This is a genomic window from Actinomadura sp. NBRC 104412 (assembly GCF_030269515.1).
Classification (GTDB): domain Bacteria; phylum Actinomycetota; class Actinomycetes; order Streptosporangiales; family Streptosporangiaceae; genus Spirillospora.
In genome coordinates this window covers 232217-253101 of record NZ_BSTM01000002.1, presented here as the reverse complement: position 1 = coordinate 253101, position 20885 = coordinate 232217, and the positions used below count along the sequence as shown (strand labels likewise).

Genomic DNA, 20885 nt, shown 5'->3' with positions numbered 1-20885 from the left:
TGGGCGGTTCCCAGGCGGTTCCCAGGCGGTTCCCAGGGGTTCCCAGGCGGCCCTGGAGGAGGGGCGGCACGGGTCAGCCCGCGGGCACCGACTCCTGTTCGCCCAGCCAGCCCACGATGCCCTCCACGGCGTCCCGGCAGCCGCCGCATCCGGTGCCCGCGCGGGTCCGCGCGCACACCTCCTCGACGGTACGGGCGCCATTCTCCCAGCACGCGCGAATTCGGCCTTTCGTGACGTTGTTGCAGTGGCACACGGTCGCCGCGTCGGGCATCCGCACCGGCGATTCGGCGGGCTGCGCGCCGCCCATGCCCGGGAAGAACAGGCTGAGCCGGTCGGCCGGCACCGGCGCCGCGCGGTCGTAGAGCTGCGTCAGCGTGCCCGCCGTGCTGGTCTCGCCGAGCAGGATCGCCCCGATCAGCCGGTCCCGCCGGATCGCGACCTTCTTGTAGGTGCCGGTCCCCGCGTCGGCGAAGCTCATGATCTCCACCTCGGGATCGTCGTCGCCGTGATGGGTCTCCCCCATCGCCACCAGATCGACGCCGGTCGCCTTGAGCCGGGTGATCTGCCGCGACCCGGTGAACCTGGCCGCCGTGTCCGCCCCGGTCAGCAGGTCGGCCAGCACCGCCGCCTGCTCCCACGCGGGCGCCACCAGCCCGTACACCTCCCCGCCGTACTGGGAGCACTCCCCGATCGCCCGGATCGAGGGGTCGGTCACCGACCGCAGCGTCTCGTCCACCACGATCCCGCGGTCGACCTCCAGGCCGGCCGAGCGGGCCAGCCCGACCTCCGGCCGCACACCGCAGGCGATCACCACCAGGTCGGCGTCCAGCGTCTCGGCACCCGGCGCCCCATGACCCGGCGCCCCCTGACCCGGCGCCGTGTCGCGGGCCGCCAGCTCCACGCCGGTCACACGACCGTCCTGGACGCGCAGGGCGGTGACGTTGGCGTCCACCCGGGCCTGGACGCCCAGGCGGCCCAGGGTACGGGCCAGCACCTTCCCCGCGCCCGGGTCCAGTTGCCGTTCCATCAGGTGACCGGCCAGATGCACCACCGTCACCTCCAGCCCGCGCCCGGCCAGGCCGCGCGCCGCCTCGATGCCCAGCAGCCCGCCGCCGACCACCACGGCCCGCCGCGCCCCCGACGCCGCCTCGATGATCGCCGCGCAGTCGTCCAGGGTCCGGAACGTCACCGCGCCCGCGGGCAGCCCGTCCCGCCCCGGCAGCCTGGTGCCGGGGATCGGCGGCACCACCGACCGGCTGCCCGTGGCCAGCACCAGCGTCCCGTACGGGACGGCGCCGCCGTCCGAGCCGTGCACGACCTTGGCGGCACGGTCGATCCGCACCACCTCCACCCCCAGCCGCGCGTCCACCCCGTTCGCCCCGTACCAGGCAGGGTCCACCAGGCCGATCTGGTCCGGGCCCGTCGCGCCGGCCAGCACGCTCGACAGCAGCACCCGGTTGTAGGGCTGCCGCGGCTCGGCGCCGAACACCGTCAGCGGCACCCGCGGGTCCCGCTCCCTGATCTCCGACACCAGCCGCGACCCCGCCATGCCGTTCCCGACGACGACGATCCCGCTCACCGGCTACCTCCCTCTCCCTCCGCCAGGGGTTCCAGCCGTACGGCGCACACCTTGAACTCCGGCATCCGCGACGTCGGGTCCAGCGCCGGGTTGGTGAGCAGGTTGGCCCGGCCCTCGCCCGCCCAGTGGAACGGGATGAACACCGTGTCGCCGCGGATCGTCCCGGTCACCCTCGCCCGCACCGTCGCCTCGCCCCGGCGGCTGGCCACCCGCACGCCGCCGCCGTCCTCGATGCCCAGCCGCCCCGCCAGATCCGGGTGCAACTCCACGAACGCCTCGGGCGCCGCCTCCACCAGCGGGCGGACCCGCCGGGTCTGCGCGCCGCTCTGGTACTGCGCCAGCACACGGCCCGTCGTCAGATACACCGGATAGTCGGCGTCGACGTCCTCGGCGGCGCCGCCGTGCTCCACCGGCACCATGCGGGCCCGCCCGTCCGGGGTGGCGAACCGGTCCAGGAACGGACGCGGCGTCCCCGGATGCGCCTCCGAGGGGCAGGGCCAGAACACCCCGCCCTCCTTCTCGATCCGCTCGTAGGTGATGCCCGAGTAGTCGGCCGGGCCGCCGGCGCTGGCCTCCCGCAGCTCCTCGAACACCTCGGCCGGCTCGGTGCTCCACGTGCCGGGCGCGTGCAGCCGGTCGGCCAGCACCGCCAGGATCTCCAGGTCGGTCCGGACACCGCGCGGCGGCGGCACCGCCCGCCTGCGCCGCAGCACCCGTCCCTCCAGGTTGGTCACCGTCCCCGACTCCTCCGCCCACTGCGCGGCGGGCAGCACGACGTCGGCGCGGCGCGCGGTCTCCGACGGGACGAGATCGGCCACGGCCAGGAAGTCCAGCGCGTCCAGCCGCTCCTCGACCGACGACGAGCGCGGCGCCGACACCACCGGGTTCGACCCGAACAGCAGCAGCGCCCTGGGCCCGCCCGGCGTACCGAGGGCCGACAGCAGCTCGTAGGCCGACCGTCCGGGCCCCGGCAGGTCCTCGGGACGCACGCCCCACACCGCCGCGACATGCGCCCGCGCCGCCGGGTCGTCGATCTTGCGGTAGCCGGGGAGCTGGTCGGCCTTCTGCCCGTGCTCCCGCCCGCCCTGCCCGTTGCCCTGCCCGGTCAGGCACCCGTACCCCGCGCCCTCCCGCCCCGGCAGGCCCAGCGCCAGCGCCAGGTTGATGAACGCGGTCACCATGTCCGTGCCACGCGCGTGCTGCTCGGCGCCCCGCCCCGTCAGGATGTACGACCGCCGCCGCCCGCCCGCCAGCAGCCGCACCGCCTCCCGCATGTGCGGCACGGGCACCCCGGTGATGCGCTCGACCCGCTCGGGCATGTAGGCGTTGGCCACCATCCGCACCGCCTCGAACCCCGAGGTCCGCTCCGCGAGGTACGCCTCGTCCACCAGCCCCTCGACGATCGCCAGGTGCAGCAGCCCGTTGGCCAGCGCCAGATCCGTGCCCGGCGTCGGCTGCAGATGCAGGTCGGCCCGCCGCGCCGTGGCGGTACGGCGCGGATCGACCACGATCAGCGCGCCGCCCGCCTGCCGCAGGTCGGTCAGGTGCCGCATGAACGGCGGCATCGTCTCCGCCACGTTCGCGCCGGCCAGCAGCACCGCGTCCGCCCGGCCCAGATCGGTGATCGGCCCCGGCAGCCCCCGGTCCATCCCGAACGCCCGTCCCGACGCCGCCGCCGCCGAGGACATGCAGAACCGGCCGTTGTAGTCGATCTGCGACGTGCGCAACGCGACCCGGGCGAACTTGCCGAGCTGGTAAGCCTTCTCGTTGGTCAGACCGCCACCGCCGAACACCGCCACCGCGTCCGGGCCGTGCGCGCCCTGAAGCCGCGTGACCTCCGACACGATCCGCTCCAGCGCCTCGTCCCACGAGCACGGCTCCAGCGGCGCGTCCCGCGAGGCCCGCATCAGCGGCGTGGTCAGCCTGTCGGGGACGGCGAGCATCTCGGTGGACGTCCAGCCCTTCTGGCACAACCCGCCGCGGTTGGCCGGCACGTCCTCACGGGGCACCACCCGTAACGGCACCCGCCCGCCCTCCGCGGCGCCGTATCCCAGCGACATCCCGCACTGCAACGCGCAGTACGGGCAGTGCGTCGGGGTCTCGGTCATGGGACCGAGCGTGTGCGGGCGCCGTTTCGCCCCTGCGTCCCGCACGTGACCCCGATGTTAAAAGCCCTTCACACGGACGAGTTCGCCAAGGTCAAACGGGGTGCGCCCCGGCGGCTCCGGCTTGGGCGTCCCACGGCCCTCCCCAGAGCGCCCCGGCCACGACGGAGACCATTGACGATCACGGGTCAAGCGTTGTCGACCCTTGTCAATGACCATTCGTCACTTCCCGCACGATGATCGAACGGATCGCTGGCCGCCCGCCCGGGCCGCGCGCGAACCGGCCCGCCCGCACCCCGCGACGCCCCCGGCACGCCTAACCTCGGAGCATGCCCGACCTCGCTTACTACGCCTCGCTTCCCCGCACCCGCGGCGCCGCCGCCGCCCTGCTCCTGGACGACCTGGGACAGGTGCTCCTGGTCAAGCCCACCTACAAGCAGGGCTGGTTCCTGCCGGGCGGAGTCATCGAGGACGGCGAGTCCCCGCTGGCCGCCTGCGTGCGCGAATGCGAGGAGGAACTCGGCCTCGTCCCCCGGCTGGACGGCCTGGTGTGCGTCGACTGGGGCCCGCCACGCGACGGCGTGGACGCGGTCAACGTCTTCGTGTTCGCCGGCACCATCACCGCCGCGCAGCTCGCCGCGCTCCGCCTGCCGCCCGAGGAACTGTCCGGCCACGTCATGGTCGCCCCCGACAAGGTCGACGAGCTGGCACCGCCGCACATCGCCCGCCGCATGCCGCCCAGCCTGCGCGGCCTGGCCGAACGCCGCGCCATCTACCTGGAGGACGGCCACGAGCCCGCCTTCGGCTCCCTCACCCCCGGCTGAGCGCCCGCCCGCGGACGCCCCGGGCGGTAGGCCGCGTCCCGAACGGGTAGGAGCGGACCCTGAAGGATCATGAGCGACACCGTCCACAGGGAGGATCCTCCATGGCGACGTGCGAGGTCTGCGGCAACGACTACGACATGAGCTTCGAGGTGCACGCCCAAGGCGCCGTGCACACCTTCGACTCCTTCGAATGCGCGATCACCAAGATGGCGCCGATCTGCGAGCACTGCCAATGCCGGATCATCGGCCACGGCATGCAGGTCGACGGCCGCTTCTACTGCAGCGCCCACTGCGCCCGCGAGTCCGTCCCCCGCGTCGCCGACATGGTCGCCGATCATGTCTGAGTGACCGCTTGCCTCGGGGACGTGGGGGTCGCCCCGCGCAAAGGCTCCGAGTGACCGCCGCCCTCACAACGGGGCACGGTACGCGGTGCAGTGGAATTATCACTCGCGCATTACGCGACACACGCCCGTGAAATCCGGGATTCCTAGCGTGCGTGGTGACGAACCGACCACGAGGAGTCCCGATGACCGTCACCACCGACCTCAAACCGAGAGGCCGCGGTCGCCCGCTGACCCGCCTCAAAGGCCACTGGATCGACGACTGGCGGCCCGAGGAGCCCGCATTCTGGGAGAACGGCGGCGCCACCGTGGCCCGCCGGAACCTGATCTTCTCGATCTTCTCCGAGCACATCGGGTTCTCGGTGTGGACCCTGTGGTCCGTGCTGGTGCTGTTCCTGGGCCCCGCCTACGGCATCGACCCGGCGGGCAAGTTCGTGCTCACCGCCGTCCCCGCGCTGCTGGGATCCGCGCTGCGCATCCCCTACACCTTCGCCGTCGCCAGGTTCGGCGGCCGCAACTGGACGATCTTCAGCGCGGCGCTGCTGCTGGTCCCCTCGATCCTGGCGGCCTTCCTCATCGAGCCGGGCGTCTCCTACAGCACCCTGCTCGTCCTCGCGGCCGTCGCCGGGGTCGGCGGCGGCAACTTCGCCTCCTCCATGGCCAACATCAACGCCTTCTACCCCCAGCGCCTCAAAGGCTGGGCCCTGGGCGTCAACGCCGGAGGCGGCAACCTCGGCGTCGCCGTCGTGCAACTCGTCGGCCTGCTGGTGCTGGCCACCGCGGGCAGCGGCAGCCCCGGACTGGTCGCGGGCATCTACATCCCGTTCATCGTCCTGGCCACCCTGGGCTCCGCCCTCTACATGGACAACCTGTCCCAGGCCCGCAACGACAAGCGGGCCATGCGGGACGTCTCCAAAGACCCGCACACCTGGATCATGTCCGTCCTCTACATCGGGACGTTCGGTTCGTTCATCGGCTTCGGGTTCGCCTTCGGCCAGGTTTTGCAGGTCGAGTTCACGGCCGAGTTCGCCACCCCGATCGAGGCCGCCTACCTCACCTTCCTCGGCCCCCTGCTGGGCTCCCTGATCCGTCCCGTCGGAGGCTGGCTGGCCGACAAGGCCGGGGGCGCCCGCGTCACCTTCTGGAACTTCGTGGCCATGGCCGCCGCTGCCGCCGTGGTCCTCGCCGCATCGCAGCGGCACTCGCTGCCCCTCTACCTCACCGGGTTCATCCTGCTGTTCGTCTTCAGCGGCATCGGCAACGGCTCCACCTACAAGATGATCCCCGCCATCTTCCGCGCCAAGGCCCAGCTCGGCGTCGCCAACGGCGGCGATCCGGACGCGGCCGAGCACGAGGCCCGCCGCCTGGCCGGCGCCCTGATCGGCATCGCCGGAGCCATCGGCGCGTTCGGCGGCGTGCTGGTCAACATCGCCTTCCGCCAGTCGTTCCTCACCTACAAGACCGGGGACGCCGCCTACATCGCCTTCATCGCCTTCTACGCGCTGTGCTTCGCCCTGACCTGGCTGATCTACATCAGGACCCACCCCAGGAAGCTCGCCGGCGTCTGAAAGGCCCGAAAAGGCCCAAGGACGGCTTGAGCTCGGCTCAGATGGACGGGGCCCGGCGCGTCGGCCGCGCCGGGCGCCGCCGCTCCCCGCCCTCCGGCCCGCCCGGCCACAGCGGCGAACGACCCGACGACCGCAGCACCGACTCCCACGCGTCCCCCGCCGCCAACGGCAGATGCGGCACGCCCCAGTGCCACGCCGACACCAGCAGTTCCGGATCCTCCGGCCGGTAGTCGGCACCCATCGACCGCGCCAGATCCCACGCGTGCAGATGCCATTCCACGCACGCCGCCCCCGCGTGATCCCCCACCGTGTACTTGGTGCCCCGGTAGATCAGATGGGTGCGGTCCCACATGTCCGGCAGCAGATCGGCGTACGCGCTCGCCGACACCTGGAACGCCAGGATCCGGTCGCCTCCCGGCTCCGCCGGCAGCACCGCCAGCTCCGCCGCGTTCTGCCGCGCCTGCTGCCGGATCAGCACCGCCGCGGCCGAGTCCCTGGCGAACAGCTTGGCCAGCCGGCTGTCCGGCGCGTCCCGCAGATACTCCAGGTAGTTCTCCGCCACGCACCGCAGATGGCCGGCCAGGTCGATCGTCAGCCACTCCGCGCAGGGGGTCGGCGCGGACCAGTCCGTCACCCGGTCCGCGAACACGCCGATCGCCCGCACCCCGTCCCGGTACGACTCCAGGACGCGATCACGGTCAGGCGGCGTCCGCTCCAATGAATCCCCCCGCGATCAGAACACCGTGCCGGTTCCCCGTTCCGCCAGGGAACATATGAGCCTCACCCGGCGCGTACCACCCCACCCGGGTCTTCCCCGCTCCCCGGGTGGGTAGATTCTCAAAGATCCGCGTCAGGTGCCAACCATGGACGCGGTGTCACCCCCGCCCGTCCCCCGCCCGTCCCGGCTCCCGGGCTACACCGACGCGGCCGTGTTGGGGACCGTCCGGTAGCTCAGCCGGTGCGCCTCCCGGGCGGTGCGCAGCCGGTCCACCTCCTCCGTCCACGGGCGCACCGAGGGCTTCGCCTTGGCCTTGCGGTAGGCGATCTCGGCCGCCCGGCGCGTCTTGGGGTCGGCGCCCTCGGGCGCGTACGCCTTCGGCCCCGCCGCGACCCGCTCGGCCGCCTCCGCGGCCAGCAGCGCGGCGGTCAGCGCCCGGTCGAACGCGATCGCCTCCTCGCGCGGCCCCGCGTCGGTGCCGCCGGCGGCCTCCGCGGCGCGCAGTGCCTCCTCCGCCTCGTTCGCCTCGGCCAGGCGGTCACGGTAGGTCCCGGCCAGCTCCCGATCGGCCTCGATCAGTTCCGCGACGTCCTTGCTCCTGCGGCGGCCCAGCGGCATGGGGTGCTCCTCGTGTTCCGTGACGGTCCGGGTCCGGTGAACGGGTCCGGCGCTTCCTGGCGATCGGTGACAGCGTACGCGCGTCCCGGCGTGTCGCGTCGCCGGACACCCGGCCACGGCCCTTTACGCAGTAAGGTCGATCCATGGTCCGGCAACCAGCGATCAACGCCCAGCACCGCGCGCCGCTGTCCACCGAGCGCATCATCGAGACCGCCCTCCAGATCGTCGACGGGCAGGGGCTGAGCCGCCTCACCATGCGCAGGCTCGGCGACGCCCTGGAGGTCGAGGCCATGGCGATCTACCACCACCTGCCCCGGGGCAAGGAACAGCTGCTGGACGGCCTGGTCGCGCACGTGGCCGACGCCCCCGCGAGCCTCTCCCCCGGCGCCGCCGGCTGGCGGGAGGCCCTGCGCGGCTGGGCCCGCTCCTACCGCGACCGCCTGCTGAGCCACGCCGGGGTCATGCCGCTGCTGGTCACCCGCCGCAACCCGCCCGCCCTGGCGTCCACCGCCGCGTCCCTGCGGGAGGTCCTCCGGCAGGGCGGCGTCCCCGAGGCACAGGCCACCGTCGCGGCGCACACCCTGCTGTCGTACGTCATCGGCCACACCGCCCTGGAGGTGCGCGGCACGAGCCCCGACGGCGAGACGACGATCACGGCCGCGGAACCGGAGGGCCCCGTCGACTGGGAGGGCCGCTTCCTCGCCGGGCTCGACCTCGTCCTGGCGGGCGTGAACCCCTGATCAGTCCTCGACGACGAACACGTCCAGGATCTGCGGCCCGTGCAGGCCGGGCGTGCGTTCCAGCTCGATGTCGGCGGTCGCCGGGGGCCCGCTGAGCCAGGTGAGCGGGCGGGACGGGTCCAGCCTGGCCACCGCCTCCGGAACGGTCCCCACGATCTGGTCGGCGTGCACCACGCACAGGTGGTACGGGGGGATCAGCGTGAGGGCGCGGCGGCCCTGGGCGCGTCCCCCGTCCAGGACGATCGTGCCGGTCTGCGCGATGGCGACCGCGCACCCGGTGACCACCCCGTCCAGGGTGTCCAGGACGCCCGCGTCGGCGGGGGGCGAGTCGGCCTGCGCCTGGACGCCCTCCAGCCCGGCCAGCCAGCCGAACGGCAGATCGGGAGGCGCGATGATCCGCTTGGCCTCCCGGCCCCACAGCGCGGCGGCGATGCCGGTGGCCAGCTCGTCGGCGCTGACATGCCGGACCGACACGCGCCGCTCGGCGACCCGCTCGGTGAACAGCGCGACCACGTCCGCCCTGGTGGGCGCCTCCCGCTCGCTGATCCGCCGCCGGTAGTCGCGGGGCACCGGGACCTGCGTGCCCCGCATGGGCCCCAGCGCCTCGCGTACCCGTCCCAGGATCCGTTCGCGGGAGTTCATCGCCGCCCCCCTGGCCGTGCGGGACGGGACTCCCACCAGGCACGGAAGCTCTGGGCGGGAGGCACGGGCACGTCCCGGGCGTCGGTCCACTTGCCGAGCAGGCCCGGCAGGCGGCGGATCCGGCCGCCGCGCGACAGCAGCCGCGCCCACCGGGTGCCGCGCCGCAGCGCCACCTCGTAGCGGCGGCGTTCGCCGAGCGTCCACGCCAGCGTCCGCATCATCGCAAGCTCGGGAGTCGGCACCGGACGGCGCCGGCGCGACTCGACCACCCGGCCCCGCAGGCGGACCAGCAGGTCCGGGATGTCGATCTTGACGGGGCACACGTCGGCGCACGCCCCGCACAACGTGGAGGCGTAGGGCAGCGACGCGTTGGCCGCGCTCTCCACTCCCTGCGTCAGCGGGGTCAGGACGGCACCGATCGGCCCCGGGTGGACCGGCCCGTACGGATGGCCGCCGGTCCGCTCGTACACCGGGCACACGTCCAGGCACGCCGAGCACCGGATGCAGCGCAGCGCGGCCCGTCCCGCCTCGTCGGCCAGCGCCGAGGTGCGTCCGTTGTCGACCAGCACCAGGTGGAAGGCACTGGGCCCGTCGCCGGGGGTGACGCCCGTCCAGGTGGAGGTGGCCGCGGTCATCCTCTCCCCTGCCGCCGCACGCGGCAGCAACTGCAGGAAGACCTCCAGGTCGGCCCAGGTCGGCACGGTCTTCTCCAGGCCCGCCACGGTGATCAGCGTGTCCGGCAGGGTCAGGCACATCCGCCCGTTGCCCTCCGACTCCACCAGCACCACCGTGCCCGTCTCCGCGACCAGGAAGTTGGCGCCGCAGATCGCGACCTTGGCCGGCAGCATCCGCTCGCGCAGCCGGGCGCGGGCGGTCTCGGCCAGGATCTCGGGGTCGTCGGGCAGGTCGGCGGGCACGCCGGGCAGTTCACGGGCGAACAGCTCCCGCACCTGCGCCCGGTTGCGGTGCATCGCCGGGTACAGCATGTGGGACGGCCGGTCGCCCGGCTCCAGGCCGACGATCAGCTCGGCCAGCCCTGTGTCGCGCGGGACGATGCCGGCCCGGCGCAGCGCCTCGTCCAGCCCGATCTCCTGGGCGACCGCCGAGCGCACCTTCAGCACCTCGGTCTCGCCGGTGTCGCGCACCAGCCGGGTGATGATCCGCCCGGCCTCGGCCGCGTCGGCGGCCCAGTGCACGGTGCCGCCCGCCGCGGTCACCGCCCCTTCCAGCTCCTCCAGGTAGGCGTCCAGGTTGAGCAGCGTCAGGTCCTTGATCGCCCGCCCGGCCTCGCGGAGCCGCTCCCAGTCGTCCGCTTCTGCGGTGACGGCGGCCCGCCGCGCCCGCAGCGTCGCGGTGGCCGCCGCGAGGTTCCCCCGCTGCCGGGTGTCGGCCAGCGCCGTACGGGCCGCCACCGAGAACTTCGGCGCGCGGTCCCGGGCCGGCCCGGCCTCGGCCCCTGGACCTTGGGAGGAGGGGGTCGTCCCCACGGAGGATCCCTCGAAGGACAAAGTCATGTGGCCTCGGTTCCCGCGAGTATCTCCGCCAGGTGCGCGACCCGGACGCCGCCGCGCAGCCGCGACAGGGCGCCGCCGATATGGGCCAGGCAGGAGTTGTCGACGGCGCACACCACGTCCGCCGAGGTCTCCCGGATGTGCCGCACCTTGTCGGCCACCATCGCCACCGACACGTCCGCGTTCTTCATCGCGAAGGACCCGCCGAACCCGCAGCACTCCCCGGCGGCCGGCAGCTCCACCAGCTCCAGGCCCTTGACCTGGCGCAGCAGCCGCAGCGGCCGGTCCCCCAAGGCCAGGGACCGCAGGGAGTGGCACGTCGGGTGGTAGGCGACGCGGTGCGGGAACGAGGCCCCCACGTCGGTGACGCCCAGCACGTCCACCAGGAACTCGGCGAGCTCGTAGACGGCCAGGTCACGGGCGGTGTCGGCGAGGCCGGGGTCCCCGGCGGCCTCGGCGATCCGCGGGTAGGCGTGCCGGACGGTCGCGGCGCACGACGCCGACGGGGTGACGATGACGTCGCCGCCCCCGAACGCCTCGGCGAAGCCCCGCGCCAGGCCGGCGGCCTCCCGGTGGTAGCCGGTGGTCCAGTGCATCTGCCCGCAGCAGGTCTGGTCAGCGGGGAACACCACCTCGTGCCCGAGCCGTTCGAGCAGGGCCGTCACGGCGCGGCCCGTGCCGGGGAACAGCGCGTCGTTGAAGCACGCGACGAAGAGCGCGACCCGCATGCAGCTCACCTTCCCCCATGGCCCTGCCCCGTGGGTCATCGTAGAGCGGGACGGGTCGCCACCTGGGCAGAACGAGGGGGCCGGCCCGGCGGAAGGCGCCACCCGGACCGCCCCTGACCTGGAGCTTCACACCGAATCCCGGAAGGTTCGCCGATCCGTCGGCGTGTCGGCGCGGCGCCGCCCTCCGCCGCGGGGGACGCTGGGCCTGACACCGCAGGGTGAGAAGGGTCACAGCCGGACGGTACTCCGGTACCACCTCGCAACCGTCCCAACGGGCTATGGCCGCCCCGGCGCGAACCGTTCCACACTTGAGGGCGTCAGAAGGAACGACCGCAACCGAGTAACCAAGACCGGAGGCACACCATGTGCCCGCACCAGCCACCCTGTCCCTCGGCCGAAGACCCCAACCGCGACGCCGCACGGACGCTCGTCACCCGCCCCGAGCAGGGGTGGAGCCTCCTGTGCAACGGCGTCGTGCTCTTCGAGGACACCGGTGAGCTGCTGCCCGACGGGGGAATCATCGCACCGCACCGCCCGACCGACCTCCGTCAGCCGTCCGCGGCCTGACCCGCGGACCGGACGGACCGGACCGACCCGCAGCGATGACCGTTCTCGGGGGACAGCCCGCCGGCCCTCAGGGGCCGACCTGATCGACAGCCTGATCGACAGCCTGATCGACAGCGCGCCTCCCGCGCACTCCCGCCGCGTCCTGCGCCGCCCAGCGGCGCAGGAACGGCTCCGCCGCCGCCCCGGCCGCCCCGGGATCCTTCGCCAGCTCGTGCCGTTCACCCGGCAGCACCACGACCCTCGTGGCGTCCGCCGCGCCGGGCACGCCGAACGGATCCCGGTCACCGTTCACCACCAGCACCTCCGCGCCCGCCTCCAGCGCCTCCCGCAGCTCACCGGCCCGTGACCGGTCCGGCTTCCCGGGCGGAACGAGCGGGAACGCCAGCGCGACCACCCCCACGGCCCCGGCCCCGCCCGCCGTCCGGCAGGCGACCCGGGCCCCGTTGCTGCGGCCGCCCTGGACCAGCGGCAGCGCCCCGAACCGGTCCCGCAGCGCCCCGATGACCTCCAGCCACGCCGCGTCCTGCCGCGCCGCCGAGCCGGGCGCGCGGCGGCCCGCCGCCCGGAACGGCTGCAGCACCCTCGCGACCACCCCGCCGAGCCGCAGCGCGACGTCCCTGACGGCGAGCAGGTCGGGCGCGTCCACTCCCCCGTTCGAGCCGTGCGTCAGCACCAGCAGGAACCGTGGTTCCGCGGGCCCGCCGGGCCCGCCGGGCCCGTCGAGGGTCACCTCCGCCACGCCCTGGACCGTCTCGACCTTCATGCCGCTCACGGTAGCCGGTACGGCCCGCGAGGCGGCGCGCGCCCGTCACGTCGCGACGGCAGACTGTGGGGCATGCCGAAGATGACCGAGAGCGAGTGGCGCGCGTTCGTCACCGAGGGAACCCGCACCGGGAAGGCCGCCGTCACCACCGCCGACGGTCACCCGCACGTGACGCCGATCTGGTTCGTCCTGGACGGCGACGACCTGGTGTTCACCACCGGGCGCGACACCGTGAAGGGCCGCGCGCTGCTGCGCGACCCGCGGATGTCGATCGCCGTGGACGACCAGACGCCGCCCTACTCCTACGTCCACCTGCGCGGCGAGGCCACCGTCTCCGAGGATCTGGACGAGATGCTGCGCTGGGCCACCGCCATCGGCGGCCGCTACATGGGCGCCGACAGGGCCGAGGAGTTCGGCCGCCGCAACGCCGTCGAAGGCGAGCTGCTGGTCAGGATGCGGATCACCAAGGTGATCGCCGAGCGCGACCTGGCGGCCTGACCCTCAGGTCTCCGCGCCGGGGCGGGCCGGTGGCGGCGCGCCGGTCGCCAGGCGGAACCGTTCGGCGAAACTCTCGTGCAGCAGCGGCCCCCAGGCATAACCGCCGGGAACCCGGACCGCCTCCTCGATGGCCTGATCGGCCTCCCCGTCCGCATCGCCCTGCCGCGCGTACCGGACGGCCAGCAGCGCGTACATGTGGTCCAGGGCGCCGAAAGCCTCCCCGGCCAGGGCGGGCAGGGTCCCCTCGGACACCGCCCGCTCGACCACCGGCTCCCACCACAGATCCGCCGGATCGCCGTCCTCGGCGAAGTCCCGCCGCAACCGCGCCCTGACCTGCGCCGCGACCCCGGGGTCGGCCAGACCGCGGCGCCACACCTCCCCGGCCTCGCCGCCGCGTCCCCGCAAGGGCAGGGTCCGCGCCAGCAGCTCGACGGCCAGCGGACCCACTTCCGGGTCCGCCGCCGCGTCGGGATCGCCCAGGGCCGCCCCGAACGCGCCGATCGCCTGGTCGAGGTAGGCGATGCCGAGCGCGACGGCCAGCCTGGCATAGGCGTACGGGGCCGTCTCCCGGTCGATCAGCTTGATCCCGGCCGTGAGGACCCGCAGCGCCGGCGCCGGTTCGCCGCGTTCCAGCAGCCGCTGCGCGAGATCGTGCGCCGCGACCGGCCCGTACTCGGCGTCCCCGGTGGCGACCGCCTCCTCCCAGTGGTCGCGGGCCGCCGCGAAGTCGCCCGCGTCGTCGGCGAGCCGGGCCAGCGCCAGCAGCGCCGGCGGCAGGTAGGCCGGGTTGCCGAACTCGACCACCCGCCGCCAGGCGGGCGCGGCCTGGTCGTGCTCGCCCGCGCGCTCGTGGGTGAGCGCCAGGTGATACGCGGCCCGCGGCCCGTACTCGGGGTCACCGGTGGCGATGGCCATCCGGTCCGCCTCCCTGGCGCCCTCGACATCGCCCGAGTCGTCCCGGACGACCGCGAGCCCCAGCGCCGCCTGCGCCCGGTACGGGGTGTCGCCGAGGGCGAGCACCTCCTGGAACAGGCCGGCGGCCCGCTCGTGCTCACCGGCCTCGGCCAGCCGCCGCGCCCCCTCACAGAGCCGGTCGGGGCCGGCGCCGTCCGAGGTCTCGCTCATACTCCGCCTCTAGCTCTCTGGCGATGCCCTGGGCGCCGGGCGCCCTTCCCCGCGGCCCGTCGCGCGATCAGATTCTCGCAGGCTCGAATCCGGCTTCGCTCGTAATCGCGATGGTTGGCTGGTCAGGGCGCCGGGCGGGATGGCTGAGCCCTCAGTCCGCCCCTCAGTCCTCGAAGACCTCCGGCGGCGGGCAGGAGCAGACGAGGTTGCGGTCGCCGTGGGCCTGGTCGATCCGGCGCACCGGAGGCCAGTACTTGCCGTCGCGGAGCGACGGCAAGGGGTAGGCGGCCTCCTCGCGGCTGTAGGGGTGCTTCCACTCCTCGGTGACCAGGCACTCCGCGGTGTGCGGGGCGTTCTTCAGCGGGTTGTCGTCGCGGTCGTAGCCGCCGTCGCCGACCCGCTGGATCTCACGGCGGATCTCGATCATCGCGTCGCAGAACCGGTCGAGCTCGGCCAGGTCCTCGCTCTCGGTCGGCTCGATCATCAGGGTGCCGGCCACCGGGAACGACAGGGTCGGCGCGTGGAAGCCGTAGTCGATCAGACGCTTGGCCACGTCCTCCGCCGTGATCCCGGTCTCCTTGGTGATCTTGCGGAGGTCGGCGATGCACTCGTGCGCGACCAGGCCGTTCCGGCCGGTGTAGAGGATCGGGTAGTGCGGGGCGAGCCGGGCCGCCACGTAGTTCGCCGCGATGATCGCGCCCTCGGTGGCGGCGCGCAGCCCGTCCGGGCCCATCATCGCGATGTACGCCCAGGAGATCGGCAGGATGCCCGCCGAGCCCCACGGCGCCGCGGAGACGGGTCCCACGCCGTTCCCGGCGGTCTCCCCCGGGCCCGCCTCGGGACGGAGCGGGTGGGTGGGCAGGAACGGCGCCAGGTGCTCGCGGACGCCGATCGGCCCGACGCCGGGACCGCCGCCGCCGTGCGGGATGCAGAAGGTCTTGTGCAGGTTGAGGTGCGAGACGTCCGACCCGAACTCGCCGGGACGGGCCAGCCCGACCAGCGCGTTGAGGTTCGCGCCGTCCACGTAGACCTGGCCGCCCGCCTCGTGCACGGCCTCGCACACCTGGGTGATCGTCTCCTCGAACACGCCGTGGGTGGACGGATAGGTCACCATGATCGCGGCCAGCCTCGCGCCATGCTCGGCGATCTTGGCGTGCAGGTCGTCCAGGTCGATGTTGCCGCCGTCGTCGCACGCGACGACCACCACCCTCATCCCGGCCATCACGGCGCTGGCGGCGTTGGTGCCGTGGGCCGAGGACGGGATCAGGCACACGGTCCGGTGCTCCTCGCCGCGGGAGGCGTGGTAGCCGCGGATGGCCAGCAGCCCGGCCAGCTCGCCCTGCGACCCGGCGTTCGGCTGCACCGACACCTTCGCGTACCCGGTGATCTCCGCCAGCCGGTCCTCCAGCTCGCCGATCAGCTCCAGGTAGCCGCGGGCCTGGTCGAGCGGCGCGAACGGGTGGATGTCCGCGAACTCCGGCCAGGTGATCGGCTCCATCTCGGCGGTCGCGTTCAGCTTCATCGTGCAGGAGCCGAGCGGGATCATCGACCGGTCGAGCGCGATGTCCTTGTCCCCGAGTCTGCGCAGGTAGCGCAGCATGGCGGTCTCGGAGCGGTGGGCGTGGAACACCGGGTGGGTGAGGTAGGGGCTCTCGCGCCGCAGCGCGCCGAAGCCGTCCCCCTCGGCCTCGGCGGGCACCGGCCCGTCCAGGCCGAACGCGCTCCATACCGCGGTGAGATGGTCCTCGGTCGTCGTCTCGTCGCAGGCGATCGCGACATGGTCGGCGTCCCCGGGGCGCAGGTTGATCCCCAGGTCGCGGGCGCGCCGGACGATCCCGGCGGCGCGGCCCGGCACCCGTGCCAGGACCGTGTCGAAGAAGCGGTCGTGGACGATCTCGACGTCCGGCGCCCGCCGCAGCCCGGCGGCCAGGGCCTGGGCGTGCCGGTGGACGCGCTGCGCGATCGCGGCCAGGCCCTCGGGGCCGTGGTAGACCGCGTACATGGCCGCCATCACCGCCGGCAGCACCTGCGCCGTGCAGATGTTGCTGGTGGCCTTCTCCCTACGGATGTGCTGCTCGCGGGTCTGAAGCGCCAGCCGGTACGCCGGGGCGCCGTCCGCGTCGACCGACACGCCGACCAGCCGACCCGGTAGCTGGCGCTGGATGCCCTCCCGCACCGCCATGTAACCGGCGTGGGGGCCGCCGAACCCGTACGGGACGCCGAACCGCTGCGCCGAGCCCACCACGATGTCGGCGCCCCACTCCCCCGGCGGCCGCAGCAGCGTGAGCGCCAGCAGGTCCGCGGCGACGACGACCTGGGCTCCGCGCTCGTGCGCCCGCGCGGTGACCGGCTCCAGGTCGCGCACGGCGCCGGACGCGCCCGGGTACTGCACGAGCACGCCGAAGAAGTCGCCCTCGGGCAGTCCCCCGCTCAGGTCGGCGGTCACCACCTCGATGCCCAGCGGGACGGCGCGGGTCCGCACGACCTCGATGGTCTGCGGCAGCGCGTCGGCGTCCACCAGGAACGCACCCGCCGCGGCGTGCCTGGACGCCCGCCTGGACACCCGGTGCGCCAGGGCCATCGCCTCGGCCGCGGCGGTGCCCTCGTCCAGCATGGAGGCGTTGGCGATCGGCAGGCCCGTCAGGTCGCTCACCACGGTCTGGAAGTTCAGCAGCGCCTCCAGCCTGCCCTGGGAGATCTCCGGCTGGTACGGGGTGTACGCGGTGTACCAGCCGGGGTTCTCCAGCACGTTGCGCAGGATCACGCCGGGGGTGATCGTGCCGTGGTAGCCCAGGCCGATCATCGAGGTCAGCACGGTGTTGCGGGACGCCAGTTCGCGCAGCCGGTCCAGCGCGGCGCTCTCGCTCAGCGCGGGCGGCAGGTTCAGCGGGCGCGCGGTGCGGATCGCGGCGGGCACCGCGTCGTCGATCAGGGCCTCGGCGCCGGAATAGCCGATGGCCGCCAGCATCCGGGCGGTCTCGTCCGGCGCGGGCCCGATGTGCCGGTCGACGAACGCCGACCGTGGATGCTGCGGCGACGCCACGGGGGCGAAGTACTGGGCGGTCATCTGGGGAGCCTCCTGGCTGCTGAGGTCGCTCAGGGCCACCGCCGTCACGCGGGGCCTCCGGGGACGAACCCCGGACGGCACCACGAGGCCGGCGGCCGGTCTCCCCCTCTGTCATCGGCACCTGAGAGATTCGCCCGTCCCGTCCGCGAGGTGCGCCCTCCCGGCGGTGCGGGATTTCCCCTTCGGTGAGACCCCGTACCCCGAAATCGGGGAACGGTGCCTGCTTTCCAGAGGTGCCTCGCCCGAGCGGTCCTTTTGCCTGAGAGGTTCCGGGGAGGTTGCCCCTTCGGCGCCCCACACCGGCGGCGTGGGATCTCTCCCGCACAGGGTCGACGGCTGTTCCTTCGCAGCACTCTATCCAACCCCGCCGCCGGTCCGATCGCCACGGGGCGGGTCACCTCGCCCGCGGACGTCCCCGATCGGACCCGTCGCCGGATCCCAGGCGTTGATCCCCTCCGCGTACGGCCCAGTACGATACCCACATCTCACGGGGCCGAGGGGACGCCAGGGACGGGGGAGCACAGGGCCGCCGCGGACGGGGACCGGCGGGCGAGGAGTCCCCGCGCCACCCCGGGCACGCGGGCCAGAAGGGTACACATCACCGTGGACGTCACCTTGAACGCGCGGGCGGGCTCCGCGCTCGACGGCGCGCCGCCGGGTCTGGGACGCTGATCACAGTGACGGGTGCGGACGGCGGTGGGGCGTTGACGCGGGCCCACGAAGACGAGCACGAACACGGCCAGGACACGGTGCGACCGGTCCAGGCCGCCCCCGGCGCCGTGCCCGTGGACGAGCCGCCCAGCCCGGACCGGATCCGCCGGCCCTCCGACGCCATGCGGTTCGCCGCCTCGGTGGCGGGCCTGCTGGCCGTCATGCTGCTGGTCTCGTTCGCCCCGCAGGCCACGCACGGGCTGCAGACCGACATCACCCAGGGCACCGCCCACGCCCCCAGGCCCCTGCTCACCCTCGCCACCCTGGTGTCCAGCTTCGGGGTGCTGGCGGTTCCGGTGGCGTTCGCGGTGGAGCGGCTGTTCCGCAAGGAAGGGACGCGGGTCGCGATCGCGCTGCCGGCCGCCGTGATCACGTTCACCCTCACCGTCCTGCTGGACGACATGGTGATCTCCTCGGCGCCCGGCGGGGTGCTGGACTCGCTGATCTGGGGCGGCACCGACACCGCCCCGGTGCACACCGACATCGCGCCGGTGATCGCCTTCATCAGCGCGGTGGGGATGGCGGGCCGCAAGCGGTGGATGGCCGTCACCTGGACGATGATCGGGCTGGCGGCGCTCACCGGGCTGACCGCCGGGTACGCCTCGGTCGCCGCGCTGGCCGCCACGTTCTTCCTCGGCCACGCCATCGGCCACGGCACGCTCTACGCGCTCGGCACACCCAACCCCAGGCCGTCCGGCCGTGCCGTGGTGACCGCGCTGGAACGGCTGGGGCTGCGCACGGCCCAAGCCCGCCGCCTCCCCGGAGAGGACGACGAGACCCGCCGCTACCGTGTCCGGATCGCGCACGCGCCCGGGGCCGTGCCCACCGCCACCTCAGAGACGGCGCTGCCACGCGGCGAATGGCAACTGGAAGTCGGCGTCCTGGACCGCGACCTCCAGACCGCCGGGCTCCTGTACCGGCTGTGGCGGGCCGTCCGGCTGCGCGAGCCCGCGCAGCACCGCCCCGTCCGGTCGCTGCGCCGCTCGCTCGAGCAGGAGTCGCTGATGGCGTACGCCATCGACGCGGCCGGCGCCCGCACACCCCGCCTCGTCGGAACCTGCGAGGTCGGCACCGAGGCCGCGCTGATGGCCTACGAGTACGTGCCCGGCCCCCGGCTCGACGAGGTCCCCGACGAGGACCTCACCGACGCGCTGCTCACCGACATCTGGGAGCAACTGCGGCGGCTCCAGTCGGCCCGGCTCGCGCACCGCCGGCTCGAAGGCGGCGCCATCCTGGTGTCCGACGAGGGCCGCGCCTACCTGACCGACCTGGGCACCGGCGAGATCGCCGCCGGTGACCTGGCGCTGCGGCTCGACCTGGCGCAACTGCTCACCACACTGGCGCTGCGCGTCGGGCCCGAACGCGCGGTCCGCACGGCCGTCGGCGTGCTCGGCGAGCAGGCCCTGGCGGCGGCGGTGCCGCTGCTGCAAAGGGTCGCGCTGTCCCGCCGTACCCGCACCGCGCTGCGCCACGACCGGGAGCTGCTCACCCGGATCCGCGAGCAGATCGTCCAGCTCAAACCGGAAAGCGACGAGGCACCGCCCGTCCGGCTCGAACGGTTCAGGCTCCGCACGATCGTCAGCATCGTCGCGCTGACCGCCGCCGCCTACATCGTCGTCCCCCAGCTCAGCAGCGTCGACCCGGTCCGGCTCGTCGCCGGAGCCGAATGGTGGTGGGCCGGCCTGGCGCTCGGCGCCGCCGCCCTGACCTACCTCGCCGCGGCGTTCATGCTGATGGGCTTCGTCCCCGAACGGCTGCCGCTGGGCCGCACCGTCCTCGTCCAGCTCGCCGCCTCGTTCGTCCGGCTGGTCGCGCCCGCCGCCGTCGGCGGTGTCGCCCTCAACACCCGCTACCTGCAACGCTCAGGGGTACGGCCGGGCCCCGCCGTCGCCAGCGTCGGCGCGTCCCAGCTCATGGGCCTCGCCATGCACGTCCTGCTCCTGGTGATCTTCGGGTTCATCACCGGGTCCGCCGCCAACGCCACCCGCGACCTCGCCCCGTCCCGCACCATCGTGATCGTCCTGCTGGCAGCCGCCGTGCTGGCCTCCATCGCCCTCACCATCCCCAAGGTGCGCCGGGTCGTCGCCGGACGCCTCAGAAGCATGTTCTCCGGCGTGGTGCCCCGCCTCGTCGACGTCCTCCAGTCCCCCAAGAAGATCATTACGGGAGTGGGCGGCACCCTGCTGCTCACCGCCGGCTTCGTCCTGTGCCTCGACGCCTCGATCCGGGCGTTCGGCGGCTCCCTGCCCTGGACCTCGATCGTGGTGGTCTTCCTCACCGCCAACGCCCTCGGCTCGGCCGCCCCCACCCCAGGCGGCCTCGGCGCCGTCGAAACCGCCCTCACGGTGGCATTGACGATCTCCGGTCTGACGGCGGAGACGGCGACATCGGCGGTGCTGCTCTACCGCCTGCTCACCTTCTGGCTCCCCGTACTGCCAGGCTGGGCCGCCTTCGCCTACTTGCAACGCAAGGAAGCTGTTTAACTGTGGGGGGGCGACCCCCCACACCCCCCGATGCGGGGCTGTGACATATGTGGGGGGCGACCCCCCACACCCCCCGATGCGGGGCCAGCGGACCCCGCCGCTCGCCTTGACGGCTCGCGGCGGTGACCGCTGACCCCGGGTAGGGGCTCCGCCCCTACGACCCCGGCAGGGGGCTCCGCCCCCTGCACCCCCGTTGGGGCTGTGACATATGTGGAGGGCGACCCCCCACACCCCCCGCTGCGGGGCCAGCGGACCCCGCCGCTCGCCTTGACGGCTCGCGGCGATGCCCACTGACCC

17 protein-coding genes and 2 riboswitches are annotated in these 20885 nt (G+C 73.8%); of the genes, 7 read left to right on the top strand and 10 right to left on the bottom strand.

All coding sequences use genetic code 11. The features are described from left to right. Positions 1–73: 73 nt before the first annotated feature. Complete coding sequence (locus QSK21_RS03585) at positions 74–1579, bottom strand: FAD-dependent oxidoreductase (RefSeq protein WP_285693707.1); 1506 nt, start codon at positions 1577–1579, stop codon at positions 74–76. Further along, complete coding sequence (locus QSK21_RS03580; protein ID WP_285693706.1) at positions 1576–3687, bottom strand: molybdopterin oxidoreductase family protein; 2112 nt, start codon at positions 3685–3687, stop codon at positions 1576–1578. Before QSK21_RS03580 ends, QSK21_RS03585 begins: the two co-directional genes overlap by 4 nt. Before the next feature lie 326 nt (positions 3688–4013). Between QSK21_RS03580 and QSK21_RS03575 the strand changes: the two genes are divergently transcribed. The 3 genes from QSK21_RS03575 to QSK21_RS03565 all read left to right on the top strand — a co-directional run bounded on the left by QSK21_RS03575 (position 4014) and on the right by QSK21_RS03565 (position 6417). Further along, positions 4014–4508, top strand: coding sequence for an NUDIX domain-containing protein (locus QSK21_RS03575; protein ID WP_285693705.1), 495 nt, complete (start codon positions 4014–4016; stop codon positions 4506–4508). A 101-nt stretch (positions 4509–4609) separates the two neighbouring features. Then, positions 4610–4852, top strand: a complete 243-nt coding sequence (locus tag QSK21_RS03570; protein WP_285693704.1) for a metallothionein — start codon at positions 4610–4612, stop codon at positions 4850–4852. Positions 4853–5034: 182 nt separating this feature from the next. Next, positions 5035–6417 (top strand): nitrate/nitrite transporter, encoded by a 1383-nt coding sequence (locus tag QSK21_RS03565; RefSeq protein ID WP_285693703.1) that lies wholly within the window; start codon positions 5035–5037, stop codon positions 6415–6417. 37 nt (positions 6418–6454) lie between these two features. On the opposite strand, the gene QSK21_RS03560 is transcribed toward QSK21_RS03565, so the two are convergent. After that, positions 6455–7135, bottom strand: coding sequence for a maleylpyruvate isomerase N-terminal domain-containing protein (locus QSK21_RS03560; RefSeq protein WP_285693702.1), 681 nt, complete (start codon positions 7133–7135; stop codon positions 6455–6457). A gap of 195 nt (positions 7136–7330) precedes the next feature. Beyond that, positions 7331–7753 (bottom strand): plectin, encoded by a 423-nt coding sequence (locus QSK21_RS03555; protein WP_285693701.1) that lies wholly within the window; start codon positions 7751–7753, stop codon positions 7331–7333. A 143-nt stretch (positions 7754–7896) separates the two neighbouring features. Between QSK21_RS03555 and QSK21_RS03550 the strand changes: the two genes are divergently transcribed. Next, a complete protein-coding gene (locus QSK21_RS03550; RefSeq protein ID WP_285693700.1) occupies positions 7897–8493 on the top strand; it encodes a TetR/AcrR family transcriptional regulator in 597 nt (198 codons plus the stop codon). Here QSK21_RS03550 and QSK21_RS03545 read toward each other — a convergent pair whose 3' ends face one another. The 3 genes from QSK21_RS03545 to QSK21_RS03535 all read right to left on the bottom strand — a co-directional run bounded on the left by QSK21_RS03545 (position 8494) and on the right by QSK21_RS03535 (position 11374). After that, on the bottom strand, positions 8494–9135 hold the full coding sequence (locus QSK21_RS03545; RefSeq protein ID WP_285693699.1) for a LutC/YkgG family protein: 642 nt from the start codon (positions 9133–9135) through the stop codon (positions 8494–8496). It lies immediately after the preceding gene. Beyond that, a complete protein-coding gene (locus QSK21_RS03540; RefSeq protein WP_285693899.1) occupies positions 9132–10547 on the bottom strand; it encodes a lactate utilization protein B in 1416 nt (471 codons plus the stop codon). The genes QSK21_RS03545 and QSK21_RS03540 overlap by 4 nt, the downstream gene beginning before the upstream one ends. A 98-nt stretch (positions 10548–10645) precedes the next feature. After that, positions 10646–11374 carry a (Fe-S)-binding protein gene (locus tag QSK21_RS03535; RefSeq protein WP_285693698.1) on the bottom strand — a complete coding sequence of 243 codons (729 nt, stop codon included), beginning with the start codon at positions 11372–11374 and terminating at the stop codon, positions 10646–10648. 363 nt (positions 11375–11737) lie between these two features. On the opposite strand from QSK21_RS03535, the gene QSK21_RS03530 reads away from it, so the two are divergent. After that, positions 11738–11941, top strand: coding sequence for a DUF5999 family protein (locus tag QSK21_RS03530; protein ID WP_285693697.1), 204 nt, complete (start codon positions 11738–11740; stop codon positions 11939–11941). Between the two features lie 67 nt (positions 11942–12008). On the opposite strand, the gene QSK21_RS03525 is transcribed toward QSK21_RS03530, so the two are convergent. Then, a complete protein-coding gene (locus QSK21_RS03525; RefSeq protein WP_285693696.1) occupies positions 12009–12704 on the bottom strand; it encodes an alpha/beta hydrolase family protein in 696 nt (231 codons plus the stop codon). A gap of 72 nt (positions 12705–12776) precedes the next feature. Here QSK21_RS03525 and QSK21_RS03520 point away from each other — a divergent pair, with 72 nt between their 5' ends. Beyond that, positions 12777–13202 carry a PPOX class F420-dependent oxidoreductase gene (locus tag QSK21_RS03520; RefSeq protein ID WP_285693695.1) on the top strand — a complete coding sequence of 142 codons (426 nt, stop codon included), beginning with the start codon at positions 12777–12779 and terminating at the stop codon, positions 13200–13202. 3 nt (positions 13203–13205) lie between these two features. Here the strand turns inward: QSK21_RS03520 and QSK21_RS03515 are convergent, their stop codons facing one another. Continuing rightward, the gene (locus tag QSK21_RS03515) at positions 13206–14327 is read right to left on the bottom strand and encodes a tetratricopeptide repeat protein (RefSeq protein ID WP_285693694.1); all 1122 of its coding nucleotides are present in this window, start codon (positions 14325–14327) and stop codon (positions 13206–13208) included. A 163-nt stretch (positions 14328–14490) separates the two neighbouring features. Further along, positions 14491–17394 (bottom strand): aminomethyl-transferring glycine dehydrogenase, encoded by a 2904-nt coding sequence (gcvP, locus tag QSK21_RS03510; protein WP_285693898.1) that lies wholly within the window; start codon positions 17392–17394, stop codon positions 14491–14493. A 98-nt stretch (positions 17395–17492) separates the two neighbouring features. Beyond that, positions 17493–17631: riboswitch (glycine riboswitch) on the bottom strand. Further along, positions 17632–17726: riboswitch (glycine riboswitch) on the bottom strand. It lies immediately after the preceding riboswitch. 345 nt (positions 17727–18071) lie between these two features. Between gcvP and QSK21_RS03505 the strand changes: the two genes are divergently transcribed. Continuing rightward, on the top strand, positions 18072–20588 hold the full coding sequence (locus QSK21_RS03505; protein WP_352231244.1) for a flippase-like domain-containing protein: 2517 nt from the start codon (positions 18072–18074) through the stop codon (positions 20586–20588). Positions 20589–20885 lie beyond the last annotated feature (297 nt).

Bases quoted from the DNA above. Each gene is read 5' to 3' on its own strand.
- QSK21_RS03575 (WP_285693705.1), top strand. From the start codon at position 4,014: ATGCCCGACCTCGCTTACTACGCCTCGCTTCCCCGCACCCGCGGCGCC.
- QSK21_RS03545 (WP_285693699.1), bottom strand. From the start codon at position 9,135: ATGAACTCCCGCGAACGGATCCTGGGACGGGTACGCGAGGCGCTGGGG.
- QSK21_RS03580 (WP_285693706.1), bottom strand. From the start codon at position 3,687: ATGACCGAGACCCCGACGCACTGCCCGTACTGCGCGTTGCAGTGCGGG.
- QSK21_RS03555 (WP_285693701.1), bottom strand. From the start codon at position 7,753: ATGCCGCTGGGCCGCCGCAGGAGCAAGGACGTCGCGGAACTGATCGAG.
- QSK21_RS03530 (WP_285693697.1), top strand. From the start codon at position 11,738: ATGTGCCCGCACCAGCCACCCTGTCCCTCGGCCGAAGACCCCAACCGC.
- QSK21_RS03520 (WP_285693695.1), top strand. From the start codon at position 12,777: ATGCCGAAGATGACCGAGAGCGAGTGGCGCGCGTTCGTCACCGAGGGA.
- gcvP (WP_285693898.1), bottom strand. From the start codon at position 17,394: ATGACCGCCCAGTACTTCGCCCCCGTGGCGTCGCCGCAGCATCCACGG.
- QSK21_RS03515 (WP_285693694.1), bottom strand. From the start codon at position 14,327: ATGAGCGAGACCTCGGACGGCGCCGGCCCCGACCGGCTCTGTGAGGGG.
- QSK21_RS03570 (WP_285693704.1), top strand. From the start codon at position 4,610: ATGGCGACGTGCGAGGTCTGCGGCAACGACTACGACATGAGCTTCGAG.
- QSK21_RS03550 (WP_285693700.1), top strand. From the start codon at position 7,897: ATGGTCCGGCAACCAGCGATCAACGCCCAGCACCGCGCGCCGCTGTCC.
- QSK21_RS03535 (WP_285693698.1), bottom strand. From the start codon at position 11,374: ATGCGGGTCGCGCTCTTCGTCGCGTGCTTCAACGACGCGCTGTTCCCC.
- QSK21_RS03525 (WP_285693696.1), bottom strand. From the start codon at position 12,704: ATGAAGGTCGAGACGGTCCAGGGCGTGGCGGAGGTGACCCTCGACGGG.
- QSK21_RS03565 (WP_285693703.1), top strand. From the start codon at position 5,035: ATGACCGTCACCACCGACCTCAAACCGAGAGGCCGCGGTCGCCCGCTG.